The sequence below is a fragment of the Massilia aurea genome (assembly GCF_014200505.1).
Taxonomy (GTDB): Bacteria; Pseudomonadota; Gammaproteobacteria; order Burkholderiales; family Burkholderiaceae_D; genus Telluria; species Telluria aurea_B.
The window spans coordinates 193,481-215,479 of the sequence record NZ_JACHBX010000004.1 but is presented as its reverse complement, the minus strand read 5'-3'; the positions used below and the strand labels follow the sequence as shown (position 1 = coordinate 215,479).

Below are 21,999 nucleotides of genomic sequence, written 5' to 3'. Positions count from 1 at the left end.
CATTGTACATCAGGGGGTCCCACCAAAAACGTGCAGGACGCGCAGTGCAGTAAAGACAAGCATGCCGAATAAAATCGTCAGCAGCATGTTACGGCGCCATACATAGAACGCAAACGCGGCCAGCCCCGCCAGCAGCTTCGGATTGGCCAGCGTGAACTGCAGCCCGCCCTGCGGATCGATCAGAAAATCGGGCCCGATGATGGCTGCCAGCGCGCAGGCCGGCGCATAACGCAGCATTTCCTGCACCCGTGGCGGAATCGATACGCGGTGGCCGATCAGCCAGAACGAACTGCGCGTGGCGGCCGTGGCCACGCACAGCACGCCAATCACGACCCAGATTTCCCAATCAGCCACGGCGCGCCTTTATTTTGTCCATTGTTTCTTCGATGACCATCGCCGTCACCATCCCGACCAGCACTGCCAGCAGCAAGCCCAGCTTGTAAGGCAACTCGTAGGCCAGTACCGAGACGGTGCCTGCCACCAGCACGCCGCACAAGGCCGCGCGATTGATCATCAACGGCACCATGATGCAGAGGATGGCCAGCGTGCCGGCAAAGCCCAGGCCCCACTCGGCCGGTACGGTGCTGCCCAGGAACACCCCGATGACCGAGCCGATCTGCCAGGCGCCCCAGTTCGGGAACATCAAGCCCTTCAGATACGACAGCTTGCCCACGGCCGGCGTCGGACTCGGATATTTCTGCAAGAACAAGGCGACGGAAATATCGCCCGAGATATAGCCAAGATACAGGCGCTGGCGCCATGGCAAGTGGGCAAAGTGTGGCGCGAGCAGCGCCGAAAAGATCACGAAGCGCAGATTGACGACCAGCGCCGTGGCGAAGATGACCCAGATCGGCGCCTGCGCCGCGATCAGCGGCAGCGACGCCAGTTGCGCCGAGCCGGCAAACACCAGCAGCGTCATGCCCAGCGCCTGCGGCACGGACAGGCCGCTCTTGACCATGGCGATGCCCACCACCAGGCCCCAGGCGGCAATGCCGAACAGCGTCGGCAGGCCGGTCTTGAAGCCGTCGCGAAATGCGTCGCGGTCGGGTGCGTCGCCAATCGTGACCGGGAGCTGGCCAGCCGGCTCGCCCGCGTTCACGGACATGGAAGTGTGGCGTTCGTGCAACTTCCCAGCGGGGAAATGACGGCTGGGACGACAGCGGCGGTCTGGAAACAGAGGGGCATGAAACGCATGGAATGGGTCGTGACCTCTTGAGAAAGGGCACTTGGGCTCAATATGTTGAGCGCATTATTTTACGGTCATTTCGACAATAGAGCGAATCCGTTAGAATCCTGTCTTTGCCCACCTGCCAGACGGAGACACCAGATGACCCAAAAGACGATGCCAATCGTGGAACTCACGGCGAAAGACTTGCCGGCGCACTGCCCGAACCCGGCCATGCCGCTGTGGTCGTCGCACCCACGCGTCTTCCTCGATTTCGACCACCACGGCGAGGCGAAGTGCCCGTACTGCGGTACCGGCTACCGCCTGGCGCCAGGCACAGTGCTCAAGAACCACTGATCGTTCGGGGCGTACGCGACTGCGCGCGCCCCTCTCCTCACTTCTTCATGCCCTACCGCGCACCACGCTGGCTGCCTGGCGGCCATCTCCAGACCATCTACCCGGCGACCTGCATCGCCAAGCCGCCCGTTGCCTACCGCCGCGAGCGCTGGACGAGTGCGGACGGCGACTTCGTCGATCTCGATTTTGTCGACGGCCAGCCGGGCCAGCCGCTGGTGGTGCTGTTTCACGGGCTGGAAGGCTCGTCCGACAGCCACTACGCACGGGCGCTGATGGCGGCGCTGGCCGCGCGCGGCTGGTCGGGCGTGGTGCCGCATTTCCGCGGCTGCTCGGGCGAACCGAATCTGGCGCCCCGCTTCTATCACTCGGGCGACGCCGCGGAAGTCGAGTGGATCGTGCGCTCGCTGCGCGCACGCCATGACGGTGTGTTCTACGCGGCTGGCGTGTCGCTGGGCGGCAATGCGCTGCTGCGCTGGCTGGGCGAATCGGGCCATGGCGCCTCGATTGTCGATGCGGCCTGCGCGGTCTCGGCCCCGCTCGACCTGGCGCGCGGCGGTGCGGCGCTGTCGTCGGGCTTCAACATGATTTACACGCGGATGTTCCTGCAGACGCTCAAGCCCAAGTGCCTGGCCAAGCTCGATCAGTTTCCGGGCCTGTTCGACCGCACCGCGCTGCTCGCCGCGCGCGACCTGTACGCGTTCGACAATGTGGTGACGGCGCCGCTGCACGGTTACCGCGACACCGACGACTACTGGCACCGCGCCAGCGCACGCCACGTGCTGGACGCGATCACCGTGCCGACACTGGTGCTCAATGCGCGCAACGATCCGTTTTTGCCGGGGATGTATTTGCCGACGACAGCATCGGCTGCGGTAACGCTCGAGTATCCGGCCACGGGCGGGCACGTGGGCTTTCCGACGGGGCCGTTTCCTGGCCGGATCGACTGGCTGGCGCAGCGCATCCTGCAGCATTTCGATGGCGTGGCGGGCACGCGCGCGCTGACTGGCGCCGAACTGTGCGATGCTGGCTGACACTATGGACGATATCGTAAAACAGGCAATGGCCAAGTGGCCAAACGTACCGCACTGCTACGGCTGGCTCGCGCTCGATGCGCGCGGCCACTGGCGCATGCGCGACGAAGCGACCCAGCAGGCCGGCTTGCCCGGCGACCGGCTCGAGAACGAGAAACTGGTGGGGTTCATCAATCGCAATTACCTGCACGACGAGCGGGGCAACTGGTATTTCCAGAATGGCCCGCAGCGCGTGTACGTGAATCTGGAGGCCGCGCCGTTCATCGCACGCACCGATCCGCAGCAGGGCTTGTTGTTGCAGACCGGGCAGGCGCTGACGGCTGTCGAGCACGTGTTTATGAGCGATGCCGGCGCCGTGCTGTTCGTGGCCGGCGAGGTCGTGGCGCAGCTCGATGACCGCGATGTGGTGCAGGTGCTGGGCCAGTTCACACTGGATGGCCGCAGCGCATCGGATGACGCCGTGATGGCGTGGCTGGGCGGCGGGGCTGGCACGCTGGCGTTGCCGTGGCAGGGCAAGGTCTTCACTGTAGAACGGGTGGCGGACGCCGACTTGGCGCAGCGGTTCGGGTTCAACAGGATGCCGGCGCCCTGAGTCGGTGATAGTGACCTGGTGATCTGGCTGCCAATCCGCCCATGCCACGTAGGGTGGAAGGCTCTGCCTTCCACGCGGTGATCGTTGCCGGCGCCGATTTCGGGCCGGATGATCTCGCTGTCAACCATCACCGCGTGGACGGGAAACCCGTCCACCCTACCGTGGTGGCCGGTGCCGTTTTTGGGCCGGCTGATCTGGCTGCCCGTCAATCGTCCTTCTCTTCCTTGTCCTTCTTTTGCTGCGCCTCGAGTTCGCGGGCGCGCGCGTCGATCACGGCCTGGTCGTAGAACGATGCGTCGCGCGCCTTGCGCGCCAGTTCCAGCTGCGCCATCGCCGCCGGCGTGGCGCCGGCCAGCACGTACGATTCGGCCAGCGCCATGTGCTGCAGCGCGATCTTGCCCTGCTTTGCGTACGCCTTGGCCAATAGATCCTGCAGCTTGTATTCCTCGCGGTATTGCTGCGACTGGTCACGCAGAAAGCGCGTGGCCTCGTCGAGTTTGCCGGTGGCGATCATGGCGTCGGCGTACTGGTGCGCCAGCGAGCGCGACAGCGGGAAGCGCGCATGCATCGTCTCGGCTTCCTTCACGGCCTCGGCCAGCACTGCCGCCGGCTGGCCCGGCGCCATCTTGATCTCGATCGCCAGGCCCGCATACATCGTCGCGCCATCGCCGATGTTCGACGCCACCGACAACACGCCTTCGCGCGGCTTCATCGTCTCGCGTGATTTGTCGAGCCAGCTCTGCGCGTCAGTCAGGTTGCCCTGCTTGAGCGCCAGATAGGCCAGGCCATACTGCGCGCCGGCCTGCTGATGGCGGTGCGTTTCCCTGAGCTGCGTGTTGAACGCGCTGCGCGTGTTGCGCTGGCCCTGCTCGCTTGGCTCCTGCAGCACGCGGATGCGCGCGCGCACCAGGTGAAAGTCGAGGCTGTCGACGCGCTGCTTCTTGGGCATCTCGCGGATGCGCGCCTGCATGTCGCTGATGCGCTCCTGGGTCAATGGGTGGCTGCTCAGGTTACTCAAACCTGTCGGCAGTTCGCCATACAACTTCGACGCATTTTGCAGGCGCCGGAAAAACGCGACGATGCCGGTGGTGTCGTAGCCGCCCGCCTCCATGATCTGGAAGCCCACGCGGTCGGCCTCACGCTCGGCGTCACGGCTGAAGTTGAGCTGGCGCTGGACCACGAGGCCCTGCCCGCCCATCAGCACGCCCATCGCCGCATCCGAGCCGGCCTTGGCGGCCAGCGCCGCCAGGATCATCGACGCCAGCGGCAGCAGGATATCCTGGCGCTGCTGGCCCAGCATGCGCGCAATGTGGCGCTGCGTGACGTGGCCAATCTCGTGCGCAACGACGCCGGCCAGTTCGGATTCGGTCTGGGCTGCAATGACCAGGCCCGAGTGCGCACCGATGAAGCCGCCCGGCAGCGCGAACGCGTTCAGCGCCGCATCGCGCACGGCAAAAAAGTGGAAGTCGGCATTGGTCTCGCCGCGCGCACCAGGCGCCGCAGCCACGAGGCCATTGCCGAAGTTGTTCAGGTATTCGGAGATCGGTTCGTCGTCGAGGTAATCGCGGTCGCGCCGGATGTCGCGCATGATCTCCTCGCCAAGCTTGCGCTCGACGACCGGCGACAGGTCGACACGCGCGGTGTCGCCCAGCGTCGGCAAGTGGATGTGGTCGGGGCGCTGGAGCGGATCGGACTGGGCGGCCACGGCAAACGCTGCCGTCGTGCACAGGGCAACGGCGGTCAGGACGGGGCGCCAGCGGCGCACGGATGCTGGTCGGACGACAGATTTCACGGTGCTATCATAACCGTATCCGCACGCACCCTGCTGCTCCCAGAACACTTTGTTACCCAACGATACCAAGCCATTCATGACGCCTTCCACCCCGACCGCAGACCATCTGACCCACTTCGACGCCACCGGCCAGGCCCATATGGTCGATGTCGGCGCCAAACAGGACACGCACCGCATCGCAGTGGCTGCCGGCACCATCCGCATGCAGCCGGCCACGCTGGCCCTGATCACGTCGGGCAGCGCAAAAAAAGGGGACGTGATCGGCATCGCGCGCATCGCCGCGATCATGGCCTCCAAGCGCACGAGCGACCTGGTGCCGCTGTGTCACCCATTGCCGATCACGCGCGTGGCGGTCGATTTCGAGATCGATGCGGCCGCCAACAGCGTCCATTGCCGGGCGCAGGTGGAAACCATCGGCAAGACCGGCGTCGAGATGGAAGCACTCACTGCTGTGCAGGTCGGCCTGCTGACCGTGTACGACATGTGCAAGGCGGTCGACCGCGGCATGGTCATGACGAATGTGCGGGTACTGGAAAAGCATGGCGGCAAGAGCGGTGACTGGACTGCGGCCATCGACGCCTGACTCAGTTAAGGACTTTCGGCAACGGCAACCCTTCCGTGATGGCCAGATGCTCCATCGCATCTTCCATCACGACACGCGCGCGGCCTGCCGCCATCTTCAGCCGCGCATGCAGCGCCTCGTCACCCGGATTACGATGGGCGCACTGGTCGCTGTAGCGCTCGAAGCTGGAAATCATCATCAGGATCTCGGACAAGTGCCGGGGACATTCGCAATCGAGGCGGATGCCGGCCGCCGTCATGATGTTGCCCAGCGCTTCCTCATCGAAGCGGGGCGGCGCCACTGGCGGCAGCGGCTGCTCCTGCAGCGGCGGACGGTGGCCCGTCAGCGCCGACTGGCACAGTAACGCCAGTTCGGACAAGTCAGCCGGAATGCGCGCTACCAGGCAGCCTTGCGCGCGTAAGGCGCGAATCGTGGCACTGGAACAAAAGCGGTACAGCACCACGACGGCTGCGACACCGCTGGCCTCACGTGCCGCGGCAATCGGCGCCAAACCAGTATCGTCGAGTTCGGACTGCTCGATCACCAGCACGTCAGCCCCGACATCGCGCGGCAACGCCAGCGCCTGTGTCAGCGTGGCGCAATGCCCGCGCACGTCGAGCCCCAGCGCAGCTTGCCCGGTGGCGGCGATCCGGCGTGACAGCATGGCGCCGACCAGCAACACGCGCGCTGGCGAGGTGGCAATCGCCCTCGCCTGACCATCCAGGCCGAGCATCGATTGCAGCTGTTCACGGTTCAAGCCGGCCAGCACGCCGATCGAATGGCCCTGGTCGACCAGTTGCTTGAGCAAACCGAGGCGCGCGACCTGTTCGGCCGAATACAGGCGCTGGCCGCGCTCCGAGCGCTGCGCATCCGACAGACTGTAGCGGCGCTCCCAGACGCGCAGCGTTTCTACCGGCAAACCCGCCAGACGCGCAGCTGCGCCGGTTCGGTACATGATCGGTTCATGATGTGATCTTAGCGAGTTTTCCATAATATCGTCCCTTGATTGAACCTTTATTATGCTACATAAACGGTGCACACGTTAGACACGGGAACAAAATAAGCCTACATTGGTCTTAACGCGGTTCACACCGAACTGCAAAAACCACATGGAGTCATACGATGAAAAAATTTCTGATCGCACTGCCACTCGCCTTCGCCTTCGGCGCCGCCAACGCAGCAGATATCGTTGATACCGCCAAATCGGCCGGCACGTTCAACACGCTGGTCACGGCTGTCCAGGCTGCCGGCCTGACCGACACCCTGAAGGGTCCGGGCCCGTTCACCGTGTTCGCACCAACCGATGCCGCATTTGCCAAGATTCCAAAAGCCAAGCTCGACGCACTGCTGAAAGACAAGGCCGCGCTGACCAAAGTGCTGACGTACCACGTGGTGCCAGGCACCGTGAAGGCAGCTGACGTCAAGCCAGGCGACGTCAAGACCGTCGAAGGCAGCGCCTTCAAGGTCAAGGTCGCCGGCGGCAAAGTCATGGTCGACAAGGCCACTGTCACCAAGACCGACATCGTCGCCGACAACGGCGTGATCCACGTCATCGACACGGTCATCATGCCAAAATAATCACAACCTTCCTGTGCGTTAGGGAACGTTAAAACGCCCCCGCTGCCCGGCATTGCCGGATAGCGGGGGCGTTGTCGTATCGGCTGGCCTGGCGCGCGTGGTACATTCCCGGCTTGCCTGCGGCACCCGGCCGCGGGACTGATCGACGAGGATGGCATGAAATTTCGTTTGATGACGGTGGCAGCGGCGACCCTGGCCGCCACCACCGCAATGGCCGCGCCGCGCGGCTTCACCGTGGAAGACCTGGTCAATATGGAACGGGTCGGTAGCCCGGCCGTATCGCCCGACGCCACGCGCGTGATTTACACCGTGCGCAGCACCGACATGGAAAAGAACCGCGGCAACACCCAACTCTGGATGATCGACCTGCGCGCCGCCAAACCGACGCCGCAGCGCCTGACCGACCATGCGTCGAGCAGCGCCGATCCGGAATGGTCGCCGTCGGGCGACGCCGTGTACTTCCTGTCCGCGCGTTCGGGCTCGTCGCAGGTTTGGCGCCAGCCGGTGGCCGGCGGCGCGCCCGTCAAGGTCACCGACCTGCCGCTGGACGTCGACAACTTCCGCGTCGCACCCACGGGCGACCGCCTGGCGTTCAGCCTGGCAGTATTCCGCGACTGCGCCGACCTGGCCTGCACCAAGGCCCGGCTCGATGCGAAAGAAAAAGAAAAGGCCACCGGCAAGGTGTATGACCGCCTGTTCGCGCGCCACTGGGATACCTGGAACGACCACCGCAATGCGGTGCTGTTCTCGGCGCCAATCAGCGCCGCAGGCACGATCACCGGCGAGCCGGTCAGCCTGTCGGGCTCGCTCGACGGCGACGTGCCCTCGAAGCCGTTCGGCGACCGCGAAGAATACCGCTTCAGCCCGGACGGCAAGACCGTCGTGTTCTCGGCCCGCATCGCCGGCAAGACCGAAGCCTGGTCGACCAACTTCGACCTGTACAGCGTGCCCGCCACAGGCGGCACCGCGCCGCGCAACCTGACGGCGGACAATCCGGCCTGGGACACAAAAGGCGCGTTCTCGCCGGATGGCCGCACGCTGGCCTACCTGGCGATGGCGCGCCCCGGCTTCGAGGCCGACCGCTACCAGATCATGCTGATGGATGTGGCGACCGGCACCAAGCGCCCGCTGGCAGCCAACTGGGACCGCTCGGCCGGCAGCCTGGTCTGGCGTGCCGACGGCAAGGCGCTGATCGTCGATGCGGAAGACATCGGCCAGCATCGCCTGTTCTCCATCGACGTGGCCGGCGGCAAGGTTACCCCGCTGACGGACACCGGCGCCGTGGGCGCCTTCGATCTGCGCCGCGATACGCTGGTCTATACCCATGCGAACCTGTCCGCTGGTGCGCAATTGTTCTCGATGAAGCTGGGCGCCAAGCCGAAGCAACTGACCACGTTGAACACCGAGCTGCTGAAAGACGTGCGCTGGGGCGAGGCCGAGCAGTTCTCGTTTGCCGGCGCCAATGGCGACACCGTGTACGGTTACGTGATGAAGCCGTGGAATGCGCAGCCGGGCCAACAATATCCGGTAGCGTTCATCGTCCACGGCGGGCCACAAGGCAGCTTCGGCAATAGCTGGAGCTACCGCTGGAATCCGCAGACCTATGCCGGCGCCGGCTACGCCGCCGTGTTCATCGACTTCCACGGTTCAACCGGCTACGGCCAGAAGTTCACCGATTCGATCAGCAATGACTGGGGCGGCAAGCCGCTGGTCGACCTGCAAAAGGGCTACGACGCGGCGGTGAAGAAGTTCCCGTGGCTGGACCGTTCACGCGACTGCGCGCTGGGTGCGTCGTACGGCGGCTACATGATGAACTGGATCGCTGGCAACTGGTCGGATGAGTTCAAGTGCATCGTCAATCACGACGGCGTGTTCGACACGCGCGGGATGGCGTACTCGACCGAGGAGCAATGGTTCACGGACTGGGAGAATGGTGGGCCGTACTACAAGGTGCCGGAGAACCATGAGCGCTTCAATCCAGTTCATCACGTCGCGAAGTGGAAGACGCCGATGCTGGTGATCCAGGGTGATCTGGACTTCCGGATTCCAACGGCGCAGGCGCTTGGGACGTTCACGGCGCTGCAGCGTCAAGGTGTCGAGAGCAAACTGCTGGTGTTCCCGGATGAGAATCACTGGGTGCTCAAGCCAGCGAATTCGGTGCAGTGGCATCACACCGTGAATGGGTGGTTGGATCGGTTTTTGAAAGCGCAGCCAGCGAAGTAACGCTGCAATGAAAAAAGCCCGCTGGGAAGCGGGCTTTTTTACGAGGTAAAGAGCTGAGCTTTACAATTACACGCCAGTGCAGGTGCTGACCGGACCAGCAAGTTTCTGTGCAACGGTGGTTGCGCAAGTCCACTGGCCAGTGTCTGCATCGCGAGTCAGCGTGATCGTCTTGGTGGCAACTCCGGAAGAACCGCCAACAATCGTGGCAGTGATTACACCAGCGGAGGTGGCCGTAGTGACAGCAATCGTCGAATTACCGTTAGTGGCTTGAACGCCAATCGGAGCCGAGCCATCGGCAACGGTGCCGTCCGCACCAGGAATCGCTGGGGTCAAACCATCGTTCAGTGCAACTTCGAAGCCGGTCTTGGCAGGCGAAACTTCAGCCAGCGCCGAAGCAAACTTCGCTTTCGCCACATAATCCTGATACGCAGGGATTGCAACAGCAGCCAGAATACCGATAATCGCAACGACGATCATCAGTTCGATCAGGGTGAAGCCGCCCTCGGCCTTTTTAGTTTGCATTTGCTTGAAGTTCATTTTAAATCTCCGGGTTGGGTATTTCAAAAAAGTGGACCTACGTATCTTGTGCTGCTCACTGCTACGCTTTCTTATATGCAAGCGCTGTGCCAGCCCAAAAATGGCGTAAAACGGTCGATTTTATGAACAACAAACCAACAAATGCCTGTTCCAGAACAAAAAACGGCACCCTGAATGACAAAATTTGTCAGTGCCGTACAGCAATTTTTGTCACGTACGATGCGTATCAACAAAAAGTGTCGCACTAAATAGAAAACGGGGAGCTCGCGCTCCCCGTTTTAGCTTTCGATCACCAGATCGTCAGAATTACAGCATGGCCTTCAGCAGACGCGCCATTTCCGACGGGTTCTTGGTGACGGTGATGCCGCAGGCTTCCATGATTTCCAGCTTGGCTTGCGCGGTATCCGCACCGCCCGAGATCAGCGCGCCGGCGTGGCCCATGCGCTTGCCTGGTGGCGCGGTGACGCCAGCGATGAAGCCGACAACTGGCTTCTTCATGTTGTCCTTGATCCAGTAAGCCGCGTTGGCTTCGTCTGGACCACCGATTTCGCCGATCATGATGACCGCGTCGGTATCAGGATCGTCGTTGAACATCTGCATGACGTCGATGTGCTTCAGACCGTTGATCGGGTCACCGCCGATGCCGACTGCCGACGACTGGCCCAGGCCCAGTGCGGTCAGCTGTGCAACTGCTTCATACGTCAGGGTACCCGAACGCGAGACGACGCCGATGCGGCCCTTGCGGTGGATGTGACCTGGCATGATGCCGATCTTGATTTCGTCAGGGGTGATCAGGCCTGGGCAGTTAGGGCCCAGCAGCAGGGTCTTCGAACCTGCTTTGGCCATACGGTCCTTGATTTCCATCATGTCACGGACTGGAATGCCTTCGGTGATGCAAATTGCCAGGTCCAGCTCGGCTTCGACGGCTTCCCAGATGGCAGCGGCTGCGCCTGCTGGTGGGACATAGATGACCGACACGTTGGCGCCGGTTTCTTTTTTCGCTTCCGACACGGTGGCGAAAATCGGGATGCCTTCGAAATCTTCGCCGGCTTTCTTCGGGTTCACGCCAGCAACGAATGCTTCCTTGCCGTTTGCATACTCACGGCACATGCGGGTGTGGAACTGACCGGTTTTGCCGGTGATGCCCTGGGTGACTACTTTGGTATCTTTGTTGATCAGAATCGACATTTTTTTATTTCCTTAGCAATTAGGCTTGACCGGCAGCAGCGGCGACGACCGACTTGGCTGCGTCTTCCATCGTGTCTGCGGCGATGATTGGCAGGCCCGATTCGGCCAGCATCTTCTTGCCCAGGTCTTCGTTGGTGCCCTTCATGCGCACGACCAGTGGCACTTGCAGCGAAACGGCTTTCGATGCAGCGATCACGCCTTCGGCGATGACGTCGCAACGCATGATGCCGCCGAAGATGTTGACCAGGATGGCTTTCAGGTCAGGATTCTTCAGCATGATCTTGAACGCTTCGGTCACTTTCTCGGCCGTGGCGCCACCGCCGACGTCGAGGAAGTTGGCTGGCTCGCCGCCGAACAGCTTGATGGTGTCCATGGTGGCCATGGCCAGGCCGGCGCCGTTCACCAGGCAGCCGATGTTGCCGTCGAGCGAGATGTAGGCCAGGTCGAATTTCGATGCTTCGACTTCCGCTGGATCTTCTTCGTCCAGATCGCGGTAAGCGACGATTTCAGGACGGCGATACAGGGCGTTCGCGTCGAAGTTGAATTTGGCGTCCAGGGCGATGATCTTGCCGCTGCCTGTAACGATCAGCGGGTTGATTTCGGCCAGCGATGCATCGGTTTCCCAGTAGGCTTTGTACAGGCCCTGCAGGTTCGCACGTGCGTCGGCGATCGAGCCGGCTGGCACACCGATCTTGGCGGCGACGTCGTCAGCCTGCTCATCGGTCAGGCCGACTTTCGGGTCGATGATGACGTTGTGGATTTTTTCCGGGTTGCTGTGTGCGACTTCTTCGATGTCCATGCCGCCTTCCGACGAGGCCATCAGCACGACTTTCTGGCTGACGCGGTCGGTGACGAGCGAGACATACAGTTCTTGTTTGATGTCGGCGCCTTCTTCGACCATCAGGCGACGGACTTTCTGGCCTTCCGGGCTGGTCTGGTGCGTGATCAGCTGCATGCCCATGATCTGGTCAGCGTATTCCTTGACCTGCTCGAGCGATTTGGCGACCTTGACGCCGCCGCCCTTGCCGCGACCACCAGCGTGGATCTGCGCCTTGACGACCCAGACCGGACCACCCAGTTCTTCAGCAGCTTTAACAGCCTCTTCGACCGACATGCACGGAATGCCGCGCGGAACGGTCACCCCGAATTTTCGGAGGATTTCTTTGCCCTGATACTCATGGATCTTCATGCTGGCTTCCCTTCTATCTATTACTGAATTAGAAACGGTTGAACTACAAAAAAAACAAACGACGACTTAACCCGACACGGCCTTGATGGACCAGCGCGGGTAATATTTGGCCACGGCGGGGCCGTCGCTGCGCAGGGCATGGCAACGGTCGAGCTCAAATGGACGGTCGGATGACGTCACGCCTTGCCCGCCTGGGGCATCGACGGTGTCGTCAGCAAAGGCTTGCAGCGCTGCAGTGGGCAGCACCTGGGCCAGTTCGGTCAGATGGGTGCAGCCGAGCACGCCGGACAGGCGGTCTTTCAGATGCAACCGGAAATGGTTCACGAGCGAGAGCCCGATCAACTTCTTGTAGGCAGGGCCGATGGTATCGCAAAAGCCCGGATACGGGACGGCATCGGATGCGGCTTCGGCATCAACGATGTTCAGGTCGCGGTCGATCGTGACGCGCAGCTTCAGGTCGTGCACTGGCGTGCCGCCGGGCCGTTCGCCGGATGCAAGTTCAACAGTGCGTGTTTTCACATCGCGGATGCTGGCATCAAGATCCCACATGCCATCATCGCGCGCATAGGCATCGACTGTGATGGCGCGCGTATGCCGGAGCGAGCGCGATACGGGAAGAGACAAAGGCATAAATACCAGTGCCGTCGAGACGGCGGTTAGTGATGCAGCCGGTGTGCTAGTGCACGTCACCGCAGCTTCTGCGGCAACAACCGCTCATGCGGCGCTGCTTAAACCCGTAAAGTTTAGCACAGCGTCCCGCCCGGCGCATCGCTAAAAGGGGACATCACGGCCAGCCTCGACGGAGATGCCCGGACTTGGCAGGCGCTTGGCAGCGTGTTTAACGCATATGGTATGCGCATGAAGGACAGCAGCCAGAGCCTGCCATTCACGACATGAATGAGAGATATGGATTTTCGTTGTGGACACTGCAGACGTAAAAAAGCGCCAGCGTGCAGCGCCATCGCCCGTTGAGGAATATGCCTTGGCATATCGGGGATGACGCTCCACGCTGGCGCCTGGGGCAGCATAGCGTCGTAACGCGTGACTGCAAGCGACCACGAGAACATTAATTACTCGGGAAACTCGTCATCATCGGGCGCGCCCTGCATCGCCGCACGCGCCGCGCGCTGGGAAAAACCACGCTGCAGCAAGAAGCGCATCTGCTTGGCGCGCGCCGCGGCATCCTCGGCAACCGTACCAAATTTGCGTTGCCAGACTTCAACCGCACGCGCGGTCTCGCTGTCGGACAGCCCGGCTTTGATGTCGACCAGTGCCTCGGTCGTTAATCCATGATTTTTCAATTCGGCCATCACGCGACTGTCGCCATAACGGCTCGCTTTACGGTTGACCAGGGATTCGGCAAAGCGCTCCTGCGACAACCAATTGTTTTTTTCAAGAAAATCGAGCAGGGCATCGACGTCATCCCCCTCTTCCGCATACTTGGACAGCTTGCGGCGCAATTCGAAGCGGCTGTGCTCGCGCTGCGACAGATAGCGCAGCGCGCGGCCCTTGAGACTGAGTACGGGTGCTGGCATGAGTAACGTCAGCCCATCAGCATGGCGCGGGGCGCCGGTGGCAAGCTGCTGCCACCGCACCCTGCGCCGGCTGATTATTCACCAACCGCCTGCAGCTTCGGCTTGTCGTCACCACCGATCGTTGGTGGCAGCTCGCGCACACCCAAGGCGGTACGGACCTTGTTTTCGATCTCGCGTGCCAGGGCTGGACGGTCACGCAGGAACTGACGCGCGTTGTCTTTACCCTGACCGATACGCTCGCCGTTATAGCTGTACCACGAGCCCGACTTCTCGACGATTTTGTTATCTGCGCCGAGATCCAGAATTTCGCCTTCACGGGACGTGCCTTCTCCATAAAGAATGTCGAAGTGCGCTTCTTTGAATGGCGGGGCGATCTTGTTCTTGACGACCTTGACCTTGGTTTCGTTACCGATCACTTCGTCACCCGACTTGATCGAGCCGGTACGACGGATGTCCAGGCGCACCGATGCGTAGAACTTCAGCGCGTTACCACCCGTGGTGGTCTCAGGGCTGCCGAACATGACGCCGATCTTCATGCGGATCTGGTTGATGAAGATAACCAGCGTATTGGTGCGGTTGATCGAGCCGGTCAGCTTGCGCAGCGCTTGCGACATCAGGCGCGCCTGCAGGCCGGGCAGCGAGTCGCCCATGTCGCCTTCGATTTCGGCGCGTGGCGTCAGGGCCGCGACCGAGTCGATGACGACCAGGTCGACACTGCCCGAGCGCACCAGCGCGTCGGTGATTTCAAGCGCCTGCTCGCCGGTATCCGGCTGCGAGATCAGCAGTTCGCTCAGGTTGATGCCCAGCTTTTGCGCGTAGGTGACGTCGAGTGCGTGCTCGGCGTCGATGAACGCGCAGGTGCCACCCAGCTTTTGCATCTGGGCGATGGTTTGCAGCGTCAGGGTGGTTTTACCCGACGATTCAGGACCGTAGATCTCGACGATACGGCCGCGCGGCAGGCCACCGACGCCCAGCGCGATGTCCAGGCCCAGCGAGCCTGTGGAGACCGTTTGTACTTCTTCGACCGGCGTGTTCGCATCCATGCGCATCACCGAGCCCTTGCCGAACTGCTTTTCAATCTGCGCCAGGGCGGCAGCCAGCGCCTTGCCCTTATCAGCGGCGTTCAATGCGGTTTTTTTGTCGTCCATGGTGTACTTTCTGTCGTGGAGTAGGCAAGGTGTGGGCGGTCACGCGCACTTCAAGAGCCAGTACTGTATAAAAATCCAGTGGTTTTTGCAAGCGAAAAGACGTGGTTATCTTACCAACAATCGCTCGGGACTCGCATTGTGACGGTAAATCCAACACAATAGGAGCCGACCGTCATCCCCGCGCAGGCGGGAATCCAGGTCTTGCGCAAGCAGCCTGCGTGAACCGCAACCACAATGCCAGGAACTTGGGTTCCCGCCTCCGCGGGAACGACGTGCTTATAATCAAAACCCGAGGTGCCCCATGCGAATTCTGCTTGCCGAAGATGATAGCGTACTTGCCGATGGCCTGACGCGCTCCCTGCGCCAGTCCGGCTATGCCATCGATTGTGTCAAGAACGGCCAGGATGCCGATACTGCCCTGTCCACGCAGGAGTTCGATCTGCTCATTCTCGACCTGGGCCTGCCGAAGATGTCCGGGCTCGAAGTGCTGCGCCGCCTGCGCGCGCGCGCCTCGCTGCTGCCGGTATTGATCCTGACTGCAGCCGACTCGGTCGAGCAGCGCGTCGAGGGTCTCGACCTGGGCGCCGACGACTATATGGCCAAGCCGTTCGCGCTGTCCGAACTCGAAGCGCGGGTACGGGCGCTGACTCGGCGCGGCGCCGGCGGCGGCGCGGCCGTCGTGCGCCACGGCCCGCTGGTCTATGACCAGGTTGGCCGCAGCGCCTACATCAACGACCAGATGCTCGATCTGTCGGCGCGCGAGCTGGGCCTGCTCGAAGTGCTGCTGGCGCGCACCGGACGCCTCGTCTCCAAGGAGCAACTGGTTGACCACCTGTGCGAATGGGGCGAAGAAGTTTCCAACAATGCCATCGAGGTGTATGTGCACCGCCTGCGCAAGAAGATCGAGGTCGGCGGCGTGCGCATCGCCACCGTGCGCGGCCTGGGCTATTGCCTCGAGAAATTCTCCGAGGCCAGCGCGGCCGCCGCAGCCGCGGCGGCTGCGAACGACGCCCGGATCGCCGCTACCGCCGCCGACAAGTGAACGCCGGCTTCACGCCCGAGCCCGCGCAGCAGCAGCAGCAGCAGTTCGAGCCGCTCTACGTTCCACCCAACCCCGAGCCGGACGAAAACATCCGTCACTCGCTGTTCGGCGAAATTCTCGACTGGATGCTCGCGCCGCTGCTGCTGCTGTGGCCGATGAGCATCGCGATCACCTATCTGGTTGCGAAGTCGATCGCCAACCAGCCGTTTGACGACGCGCTCGAAGACCGGGTCACGGTGCTGGGCCAGCAGATCCGCACCGTGGACGGCAAGACGGTCGGCCAGCTGCGCACGGCCGGACGCGATATCCTGCGCGCCGACGACGTCGACAGCGTGTATTACCTGCTGGCTGGCCCGGCTGGCGAACACCTTGACGGCGACCGCGACCTGCCGCGTCCGCGCGCCAACCGCGCCGGCGAGCCGGCCCGCAGCGGCACGGTCGAATTTCGCAACGACACCATCCACGGCACACCGATCCGCGTGGCTTACGCGTATGTGAATCTGGATCCGCTGCATGAACGGACCGCTTCGCCGACGCCGCCGCTGGCACTGGTACAGGTGGCCGAAACGCTCGACAAGCGCGCCCACCTGGCCAATGAAATCATCAAGGGCGTGATCCTGCCCCAGTTCATCATCCTGCCGGTGATCCTGGCGCTGGTCTGGTTCGCGCTCTCGCGCGGCCTGAGCCCGCTGGCCGAGCTGCAGCAGCGCATCCGCGCGCGGCCGCAGGACGATCTGTCGCCGATCGATCCGCGCCAGGTGCCCGAAGAAATCTCGCCGCTGGTCGGCTCGTTCAACGACATGCTCGAGCGCCTGGGCAAGACGGTGGAGATGCAGAAACGCTTCATCGCCGACGCCGCGCACCAGATGAAAACGCCGCTGGCCGGCATGCGCATGCAGTCCGAACTGGCCCTGCGCGAAGTCGATCCGGCCGAGATCCACCGCTCGCTCGAGCAACTGGCCAAGAGCTCGGAATCGGCCACGCGCCTGATCAACCAGTTGCTGGCCCTGGCGCGCGCCGAGAACCAGCCGCAGGCGGGCCTGGCGTTCGACGAGATCGACCTGGCCGCGGTGGCGCGCGAGACCGTGCAGGATTGGGTGCAGGCGTCGTTCGCCCACCAGATCGACCTGGGTTTCGAGCCGCCCGCCAATGATGACGAGCGGGTGATGATCGCCGGCCAGCCCCTGATGCTGCGCGAGATGCTGTCGAACCTGATCGACAATGCGCTGCGCTATACGCCCGCTGGCGGCAGTGTGACGGTGCGCGTGCGCAGCAGCGGCGAACACGCGCTGCTCGAAGTCGAAGACACCGGCCCCGGCATCGCGCCGACCGAACGCCTGCACGTATTCGAACGCTTCTACCGCATCCTGGGCAGCAATACCCAGGGCAGCGGCCTGGGGCTGGCAATCGTGCGCGAAATCGTGCAGCAACACGGCGCCGACATCGACATCTTCAACAATCCACGCAGCGTGTCCCCGCGCTTTCCGGGCAGCCTGTTTCGCCTGACCTTCCCCCCGCCTGTGGGCGAACCCGACCATGCCGACTGATTCTATCCCCGAACCAACCTCCGACACGATGGCGCGTGCGCACCTGGAACAGGCCCGCGCGATCCACTGGGACCGCACGCGGCGCATGTCGCTGTTGTTGCTGGCCGTCTGGCTCGTCACGGGCTTTGGCACCGTGTTCTTCGCGCGCGAGCTGGCGCGCTTCGAGGTGTTTGGCTGGCCGCTGTCGTTCTACATGGCCGCGCAGGGCGCCGCGCTCGTGTCGCTGACGATCATTGCCGTCTACGCCTGGCGCATGCGCCGGCTCGACCGCGATTACCACGCCGCGCTGGCGCCGCGCCCATGAGCACGAACCCAACGCCTGGTGTGAAGCACGGCTATTTCAAGAAGCTCTCGCGCTACTACCTGTCGTACACCGGCGCCTTCGCGGTGTTTCTGGCGGCCCTCGCCCTGCTCGAGCAGGAAGGCATGCCGCGCCTGTGGATCGGCTATCTGTTCATGTTTGCCACGATCGCGCTGTACGCGATCATCGGGGTGATCTGCCGCACCTCGAACGTCACCGAATACTACGTCGCCGGCCGGCGCGTGCCCGCCATGTTCAACGGCATGGCGACGGCGGCCGACTGGATCTCGGCGGCCAGCTTTATCAGCCTGGCTGGCGGCCTGTATCTGCAGGGCTTCGACGGCCTGGCCTTCATCATGGGCTGGACCGGCGGCTTCGTGCTGGTCGCGCTGCTGATCGCGCCCTACCTGCGCAAGTTTGCGCAGTACACGGTGCCCGATTTTTTAGCGGCGCGCTACGGCGGCGGCGCGGGCGGGCGCGGCGGCCCGGTGCGGGCGCTGGCCGTGAGCGCGACCATCCTGGTGTCGTTCACCTACGTGGTGGCGCAGATCTATGCGGTCGGCCTGATCGCATCGCGCTTTACCGGCGTCGATTTTTCGGTCGGGATTTTCCTGGGCCTGGCCAGCATCCTGGTCTGCTCGTTCCTGGGCGGGATGCGCGCCATCACCTGGACCCAGGTGGCGCAGTACATCATCCTGCTGGTCGCGTTTCTCATTCCGACCATGTGGCTGTCGGTGAAGCACGCCGACAATCCGATCCCACAGGTGGCCTACGGATCGCTCCTGCCCAAGCTCACCGCGCGCGAAGCCGAACTGGCGAAGGACCCGCGCGAAGCCCAGGTGCGCGCCGAGTTCCTGCGCCGCGCCGACGGCTACGCGGCGCGTGTGGCGGCCCTGCCCGAATCGTGGGAAGCCGGCAAGCTCGACGCCCAGCGCCAGCTGGCCGCAGCCCGTGCACGCAACGCCTCGCTGACCGAAGTACGCCAGGCCGAGCGCGCGCTGACCACGTATCCCAACTCGGTCGACGATGCCCGTGCGCTGTGGCTCGAACGGCGTGACGCTAACCTGGCACGGGCCCGCCCGCCCGAGCCGCATGCGCAGCCGTTCCCCGGCGCCACGCCGGAAGAATCCGACGCGCGCCGCAACAATTTTCTGGCTGTGGTGTTCTGCCTGATGTTCGGCACCGCCGCCCTGCCCCACATCCTGATGCGCGCCTACACCACGCCCTCGGTGCACGAGACGCGCGTGTCGGTGTTCTGGACGCTGTTTTTCATCCTGCTGGTGTACCTGACGATTCCCGCGCTGGCCGTGCTGGCCAAGTACGACATCTATACGTCGCTCGTGGGCAGCGATTTCTCGTCGCTGCCGACCTGGATTTCGTACTGGGCCAATGTCGACAAGGCCAATCCCCTCATCAGCGTGGCCGACATCAACGGCGACGGCATCGTGCAGCTGGCCGAATTCGCCATCGACGCCGATGTGCTGGTGCTGGCCACGCCCGAAATCGGCGGCCTGCCCTACGTGATCTCGGGCCTGGTTGCAGCAGGCGGCCTGGCGGCGGCGCTGTCCACGGCCGACGGCCTGCTGCTGGCCATTTCCAACGCGCTGTCGCACGACGTGTATTACAAGATGGTGGAACCGGGCGCGTCGACCCAGAAGCGGGTGACGATCTCGAAGCTGCTGCTGCTGGCGGTGGCCTTCATCGCGGCGTACGCAGCGTCGCAAAAGCCGGCCGACATCCTGTCGCTGGTGGCGGCGGCGTTCTCGCTGGCCGGCTCCACGCTGTTCCCGGTGCTGGTGCTGGGCGTGTTCTGGAAGCGCGCCAACCACATCGGCGCCATCACCGGCATGATCACGGGATTTGCCGTGTGCCTGTACTACATGCTGCGCGCCAGCCCGGTCCTGGGCGGCAATGCGCTGGAGACCTGGTTCGGCATCCTGCCGATGGCGGCCGGCGTGTTCGGGGTGCCGGCAGGGCTGTTCACGGTGGTGGTGGTGAGCCTGCTCACGCCGCGCCCGAGCCGCGCCAGCGCGGGCATGGTCGACTATATCCGGGCGCCCGAATGACACAGACAGGTAAAAACTGAGGTGGGAATTGAAGAGATTTTCCCGGTGACACAAATGCTATTCTGGGCCGCGCCAACATAGGCGAACCATACCAACACCAAGCATTTCACGGAAAACTTCATGCCTGCATTTACCCGCGTGCTGGCGAGGGCCACCTTCGCTGCACTCGTCCTCGTCGCTTCGCCACTGACCCTTGCACAAACCCCGGCAGCACCGCCGCCTGTCTCGGCCTTCTTTGGCAACGCCCCGTTCGGCGACGCCAGGCTGTCCCCGAGCGGACGCCATCTGGCCGTGCGCGCCAGCGCGCCGGGCAAGCGCGACTTTTTGACGGTCATCGACCTGGACACCAACAGCGCCAAGGTTGTCGCCCATTACAACGACGCTGATGTCCGCAATTTCTACTGGATCAACGACCGGCGCCTGGTGTTCGACACGCATGACAAAGGCGTCGGACCGGGCGACCAGCGTTTCATGCCCGGCATGTACGCGGTCGACTTCGACGGCGGCCGTTTCGTTGAACTGGCCAGCCGTAACTTCGTCAACAGCAGCACCGGCACGCGCATCACGCGCCGGCTGCTGCCGCCGTCGAGCCAGATGGCCGGCAATACCCCGTGGGTCGATTCGGATGAGACCTACGCGCTGGCGCCGGTTGGCGACACCCGCAATGAACTGAGCCATGTCGACCTGCTGCAAGTAAACACTGTGTCGGGCCAGTACAAGACAGTACCGCGCCCTGGTGCCACGCGTGGCTGGCTGCTCGACCACAAGGGCGAGCCGCGCCTGGCGATCACCTACAAGGACCTGACCACGACGCTGCAGTATCTCGACCCGGCCACCGGCAAGTGGCGCGAACTGACCAGTTTCCCGACCTTCAAGGAAACTGCCGCGACGATTGAACCGGTGGCATTCGGGCCGACCGGCACGCTGTTCGTAACAGCGCGCGGCAAGGCCGGAACGACCGCCATGCACACGTTCGATGTGAACACCGGCAAGCTCGATCCGCAACCGCTGCTGTCGGCGCCCGGCTACGATATCGACGGTGAGCTGGTGATCAACCGCGACAAGGTGCTGGGCATGCAGTTCCGTACCGATGCGGTATCGAATGAATGGTTCGACGCCGGCATGAAAGCGATTCAGCAGGACGTCGACAAGCTGCTCCCGACGACGGTCAACCTGATGTCGGTGCCGGCCCGGGGTGACTCGCCCCTGCTCGTGGTCACCGCCTATTCGGACGTGGTCGCACCGGTGTTTTTCTTGTACAACAGCAAAACCAAGTCGCTGAACAAGGTCGGCGAAGCACGGCCAGGCATCGATCCGACGCAGATGGGTCGCCAGCAGTTCCTGCGCTACAAGGCGCGCGATGGCCTGGACATTCCGGCCCTGCTCACCCTGCCACCGGGCGCCAAGCGCACCAGCCTGCCGCTGGTGGTGATGGTCCATGGCGGCCCCTGGGTGCGCGGCAAATCCTGGGGCTGGGCCGCCGACTCGCAATTTCTGGCCACGCGCGGCTACGCCGTGCTTGAACCCGAATTTCGCGGCAGCCTGGGCTTCGGATCCAACCATGAACGTGCCGGCTACAAGCAATGGGGCCTGGCCATGCAGAACGACATCGCCGACGGTGTGCGCTGGGCCGTCGACAAGGGGCTGGTCGACCCCAAGCGCGTCTGTATTGCTGGCGCCAGTTACGGCGGCTATTCGACGCTGATGGGACTCGTCAACGATCCGGACATGTTCCGCTGCGGTATCAGCTTTGTCGGCGTGACCGACATCGGCCTGCTGTTTGACAATGGCGCGCACTTCAGCAGCGACACCTCACGCGACGTCAAGCAGCACAGCCTGCCGGAACGGATCGGCGACCCGGTCAAGGATGCCGACCAGTTCAAGGCCACGTCACCGCTGCAGCAGGCGGCGCGCATCACCCAGCCGCTGCTGCTGGCCTACGGCGGCGTCGACCGGCGCGTGCCGATCAACCATGGCACCGCGCTGCGCAACGCCGTCATGCGCACCAACAAGCAGGTGGAATGGATCGAGTACCCGGAAGAAGGTCACGGCTGGGCGCTGGAAAAGAACCGCATCGATTTCTGGGGGCGGGTCGAGAAGTTCCTTGACAAGAATATCGGTAGCGGGGCGGTGCGCTGACATCGCG

The 21,999-nt window shown here is 63.3% G+C and carries 21 protein-coding genes; 11 read left to right on the top strand and 10 right to left on the bottom strand.

The features are described 5' to 3' along the window. Nucleotides 1-9 precede the first annotated feature (9 nt). Together HD842_RS18060 and HD842_RS18055 are read right to left on the bottom strand one after the other, a co-directional pair. Nucleotides 10-354 (bottom strand): AzlD domain-containing protein, encoded by a 345-nt coding sequence (locus HD842_RS18060; RefSeq protein WP_183556141.1) that lies wholly within the window; start codon nucleotides 352-354, stop codon nucleotides 10-12. Then, complete coding sequence (locus tag HD842_RS18055) at nucleotides 347-1,105, bottom strand: AzlC family ABC transporter permease (RefSeq protein ID WP_183556140.1); 759 nt, start codon at nucleotides 1,103-1,105, stop codon at nucleotides 347-349. The genes HD842_RS18060 and HD842_RS18055 overlap by 8 nt, the downstream gene beginning before the upstream one ends. Before the next feature lie 222 nt (nucleotides 1,106-1,327). Here HD842_RS18055 and HD842_RS18050 point away from each other — a divergent pair, with 222 nt between their 5' ends. Genes HD842_RS18050 through HD842_RS18040 form a run of 3 tightly spaced genes read left to right on the top strand, consistent with a single transcriptional unit; the run spans nucleotide 1,328 to nucleotide 3,145 of the window. Next, nucleotides 1,328-1,522 carry a zinc-finger domain-containing protein gene (locus HD842_RS18050; RefSeq protein WP_183556139.1) on the top strand — a complete coding sequence of 65 codons (195 nt, stop codon included), beginning with the start codon at nucleotides 1,328-1,330 and terminating at the stop codon, nucleotides 1,520-1,522. A 47-nt stretch (nucleotides 1,523-1,569) separates the two neighbouring features. Beyond that, nucleotides 1,570-2,553 carry a YheT family hydrolase gene (locus tag HD842_RS18045; protein WP_183556138.1) on the top strand — a complete coding sequence of 328 codons (984 nt, stop codon included), beginning with the start codon at nucleotides 1,570-1,572 and terminating at the stop codon, nucleotides 2,551-2,553. Nucleotides 2,554-2,557: 4 nt separating this feature from the next. After that, nucleotides 2,558-3,145 carry a DUF2946 family protein gene (locus tag HD842_RS18040; RefSeq protein ID WP_183556137.1) on the top strand — a complete coding sequence of 196 codons (588 nt, stop codon included), beginning with the start codon at nucleotides 2,558-2,560 and terminating at the stop codon, nucleotides 3,143-3,145. A gap of 205 nt (nucleotides 3,146-3,350) precedes the next feature. Here HD842_RS18040 and HD842_RS18035 read toward each other — a convergent pair whose 3' ends face one another. Next, nucleotides 3,351-4,889, bottom strand: a complete 1,539-nt coding sequence (locus HD842_RS18035) for a M48 family metalloprotease (RefSeq protein WP_183556538.1) — start codon at nucleotides 4,887-4,889, stop codon at nucleotides 3,351-3,353. Between the two features lie 124 nt (nucleotides 4,890-5,013). Between HD842_RS18035 and moaC the strand changes: the two genes are divergently transcribed. Next, nucleotides 5,014-5,520, top strand: a complete 507-nt coding sequence (moaC, locus tag HD842_RS18030; RefSeq protein WP_183556136.1) for a cyclic pyranopterin monophosphate synthase MoaC — start codon at nucleotides 5,014-5,016, stop codon at nucleotides 5,518-5,520. A gap of 1 nt (nucleotide 5,521) precedes the next feature. Here the strand turns inward: moaC and HD842_RS18025 are convergent, their stop codons facing one another. Beyond that, a complete protein-coding gene (locus HD842_RS18025) occupies nucleotides 5,522-6,454 on the bottom strand; it encodes a MerR family transcriptional regulator (protein WP_229424823.1) in 933 nt (310 codons plus the stop codon). 167 nt (nucleotides 6,455-6,621) lie between these two features. Here HD842_RS18025 and HD842_RS18020 point away from each other — a divergent pair, with 167 nt between their 5' ends. Together HD842_RS18020 and HD842_RS18015 are read left to right on the top strand one after the other, a co-directional pair. Continuing rightward, complete coding sequence (locus HD842_RS18020; RefSeq protein WP_183556134.1) at nucleotides 6,622-7,077, top strand: fasciclin domain-containing protein; 456 nt, start codon at nucleotides 6,622-6,624, stop codon at nucleotides 7,075-7,077. Nucleotides 7,078-7,233: 156 nt separating this feature from the next. Further along, nucleotides 7,234-9,300, top strand: a complete 2,067-nt coding sequence (locus HD842_RS18015; protein ID WP_183556133.1) for a S9 family peptidase — start codon at nucleotides 7,234-7,236, stop codon at nucleotides 9,298-9,300. Nucleotides 9,301-9,366: 66 nt separating this feature from the next. On the opposite strand, the gene HD842_RS18010 is transcribed toward HD842_RS18015, so the two are convergent. The 6 genes from HD842_RS18010 to recA all read right to left on the bottom strand — a co-directional run bounded on the left by HD842_RS18010 (nucleotide 9,367) and on the right by recA (nucleotide 14,897). Further along, nucleotides 9,367-9,837: a pilin gene (locus tag HD842_RS18010; RefSeq protein WP_221290711.1), complete on the bottom strand. Its 471-nt coding sequence runs from the start codon at nucleotides 9,835-9,837 to the stop codon at nucleotides 9,367-9,369. Between the two features lie 306 nt (nucleotides 9,838-10,143). Next, complete coding sequence (gene sucD / locus HD842_RS18005; RefSeq protein ID WP_183556132.1) at nucleotides 10,144-11,025, bottom strand: succinate--CoA ligase subunit alpha; 882 nt, start codon at nucleotides 11,023-11,025, stop codon at nucleotides 10,144-10,146. 19 nt (nucleotides 11,026-11,044) lie between these two features. Next, nucleotides 11,045-12,214, bottom strand: a complete 1,170-nt coding sequence (gene sucC / locus HD842_RS18000; RefSeq protein WP_183556131.1) for an ADP-forming succinate--CoA ligase subunit beta — start codon at nucleotides 12,212-12,214, stop codon at nucleotides 11,045-11,047. A gap of 66 nt (nucleotides 12,215-12,280) precedes the next feature. Continuing rightward, nucleotides 12,281-12,844 (bottom strand): DUF2889 domain-containing protein, encoded by a 564-nt coding sequence (locus HD842_RS17995; protein WP_183556130.1) that lies wholly within the window; start codon nucleotides 12,842-12,844, stop codon nucleotides 12,281-12,283. A gap of 440 nt (nucleotides 12,845-13,284) precedes the next feature. Next, nucleotides 13,285-13,749 carry a recombination regulator RecX gene (recX, locus tag HD842_RS17990; protein WP_183556533.1) on the bottom strand — a complete coding sequence of 155 codons (465 nt, stop codon included), beginning with the start codon at nucleotides 13,747-13,749 and terminating at the stop codon, nucleotides 13,285-13,287. 74 nt (nucleotides 13,750-13,823) lie between these two features. Then, a complete protein-coding gene (gene recA / locus HD842_RS17985; protein WP_183556129.1) occupies nucleotides 13,824-14,897 on the bottom strand; it encodes a recombinase RecA in 1,074 nt (357 codons plus the stop codon). A 301-nt stretch (nucleotides 14,898-15,198) separates the two neighbouring features. On the opposite strand from recA, the gene HD842_RS17980 reads away from it, so the two are divergent. The 5 genes from HD842_RS17980 (at nucleotide 15,199) to HD842_RS17960 (ending at nucleotide 21,992) form a co-directional block, all read left to right on the top strand. Continuing rightward, entirely contained in the window at nucleotides 15,199-15,939 is a 741-nt protein-coding gene (locus HD842_RS17980) for a response regulator (protein WP_183556128.1), read from the top strand. Continuing rightward, nucleotides 15,936-17,486 carry a sensor histidine kinase gene (locus tag HD842_RS17975; RefSeq protein ID WP_370660851.1) on the top strand — a complete coding sequence of 517 codons (1,551 nt, stop codon included), beginning with the start codon at nucleotides 15,936-15,938 and terminating at the stop codon, nucleotides 17,484-17,486. The genes HD842_RS17980 and HD842_RS17975 overlap by 4 nt, the downstream gene beginning before the upstream one ends. Then, a complete protein-coding gene (locus HD842_RS17970; protein ID WP_370660850.1) occupies nucleotides 17,476-17,790 on the top strand; it encodes a DUF4212 domain-containing protein in 315 nt (104 codons plus the stop codon). The genes HD842_RS17975 and HD842_RS17970 overlap by 11 nt, the downstream gene beginning before the upstream one ends. Further along, on the top strand, nucleotides 17,787-19,853 hold the full coding sequence (locus HD842_RS17965) for a sodium:solute symporter family protein (protein WP_183556127.1): 2,067 nt from the start codon (nucleotides 17,787-17,789) through the stop codon (nucleotides 19,851-19,853). Before HD842_RS17970 ends, HD842_RS17965 begins: the two co-directional genes overlap by 4 nt. 120 nt (nucleotides 19,854-19,973) lie before the next feature. Continuing rightward, nucleotides 19,974-21,992 carry an alpha/beta hydrolase family protein gene (locus HD842_RS17960; protein ID WP_183556126.1) on the top strand — a complete coding sequence of 673 codons (2,019 nt, stop codon included), beginning with the start codon at nucleotides 19,974-19,976 and terminating at the stop codon, nucleotides 21,990-21,992. Nucleotides 21,993-21,999 lie beyond the last annotated feature (7 nt).

Coding starts and splice junctions, on each gene's coding strand:
- HD842_RS17980 (WP_183556128.1), top strand. CDS start 15,199: ATGCGAATTCTGCTTGCCGAAGATGATAGCGTACTTGCCGATGGCCTG.
- HD842_RS18015 (WP_183556133.1), top strand. CDS start 7,234: ATGAAATTTCGTTTGATGACGGTGGCAGCGGCGACCCTGGCCGCCACC.
- recX (WP_183556533.1), bottom strand. CDS start 13,749: ATGCCAGCACCCGTACTCAGTCTCAAGGGCCGCGCGCTGCGCTATCTG.
- HD842_RS17970 (WP_370660850.1), top strand. CDS start 17,476: ATGCCGACTGATTCTATCCCCGAACCAACCTCCGACACGATGGCGCGT.
- HD842_RS17995 (WP_183556130.1), bottom strand. CDS start 12,844: ATGCCTTTGTCTCTTCCCGTATCGCGCTCGCTCCGGCATACGCGCGCC.
- sucD (WP_183556132.1), bottom strand. CDS start 11,025: ATGTCGATTCTGATCAACAAAGATACCAAAGTAGTCACCCAGGGCATC.
- HD842_RS18045 (WP_183556138.1), top strand. CDS start 1,570: ATGCCCTACCGCGCACCACGCTGGCTGCCTGGCGGCCATCTCCAGACC.
- HD842_RS18040 (WP_183556137.1), top strand. CDS start 2,558: ATGGACGATATCGTAAAACAGGCAATGGCCAAGTGGCCAAACGTACCG.
- HD842_RS18055 (WP_183556140.1), bottom strand. CDS start 1,105: ATGTCCGTGAACGCGGGCGAGCCGGCTGGCCAGCTCCCGGTCACGATT.
- HD842_RS18050 (WP_183556139.1), top strand. CDS start 1,328: ATGACCCAAAAGACGATGCCAATCGTGGAACTCACGGCGAAAGACTTG.
- recA (WP_183556129.1), bottom strand. CDS start 14,897: ATGGACGACAAAAAAACCGCATTGAACGCCGCTGATAAGGGCAAGGCG.
- HD842_RS18025 (WP_229424823.1), bottom strand. CDS start 6,454: ATGTACCGAACCGGCGCAGCTGCGCGTCTGGCGGGTTTGCCGGTAGAA.
- HD842_RS18010 (WP_221290711.1), bottom strand. CDS start 9,837: ATGAACTTCAAGCAAATGCAAACTAAAAAGGCCGAGGGCGGCTTCACC.
- moaC (WP_183556136.1), top strand. CDS start 5,014: ATGACGCCTTCCACCCCGACCGCAGACCATCTGACCCACTTCGACGCC.
- HD842_RS17960 (WP_183556126.1), top strand. CDS start 19,974: ATGCCTGCATTTACCCGCGTGCTGGCGAGGGCCACCTTCGCTGCACTC.
- sucC (WP_183556131.1), bottom strand. CDS start 12,214: ATGAAGATCCATGAGTATCAGGGCAAAGAAATCCTCCGAAAATTCGGG.
- HD842_RS17965 (WP_183556127.1), top strand. CDS start 17,787: ATGAGCACGAACCCAACGCCTGGTGTGAAGCACGGCTATTTCAAGAAG.
- HD842_RS18020 (WP_183556134.1), top strand. CDS start 6,622: ATGAAAAAATTTCTGATCGCACTGCCACTCGCCTTCGCCTTCGGCGCC.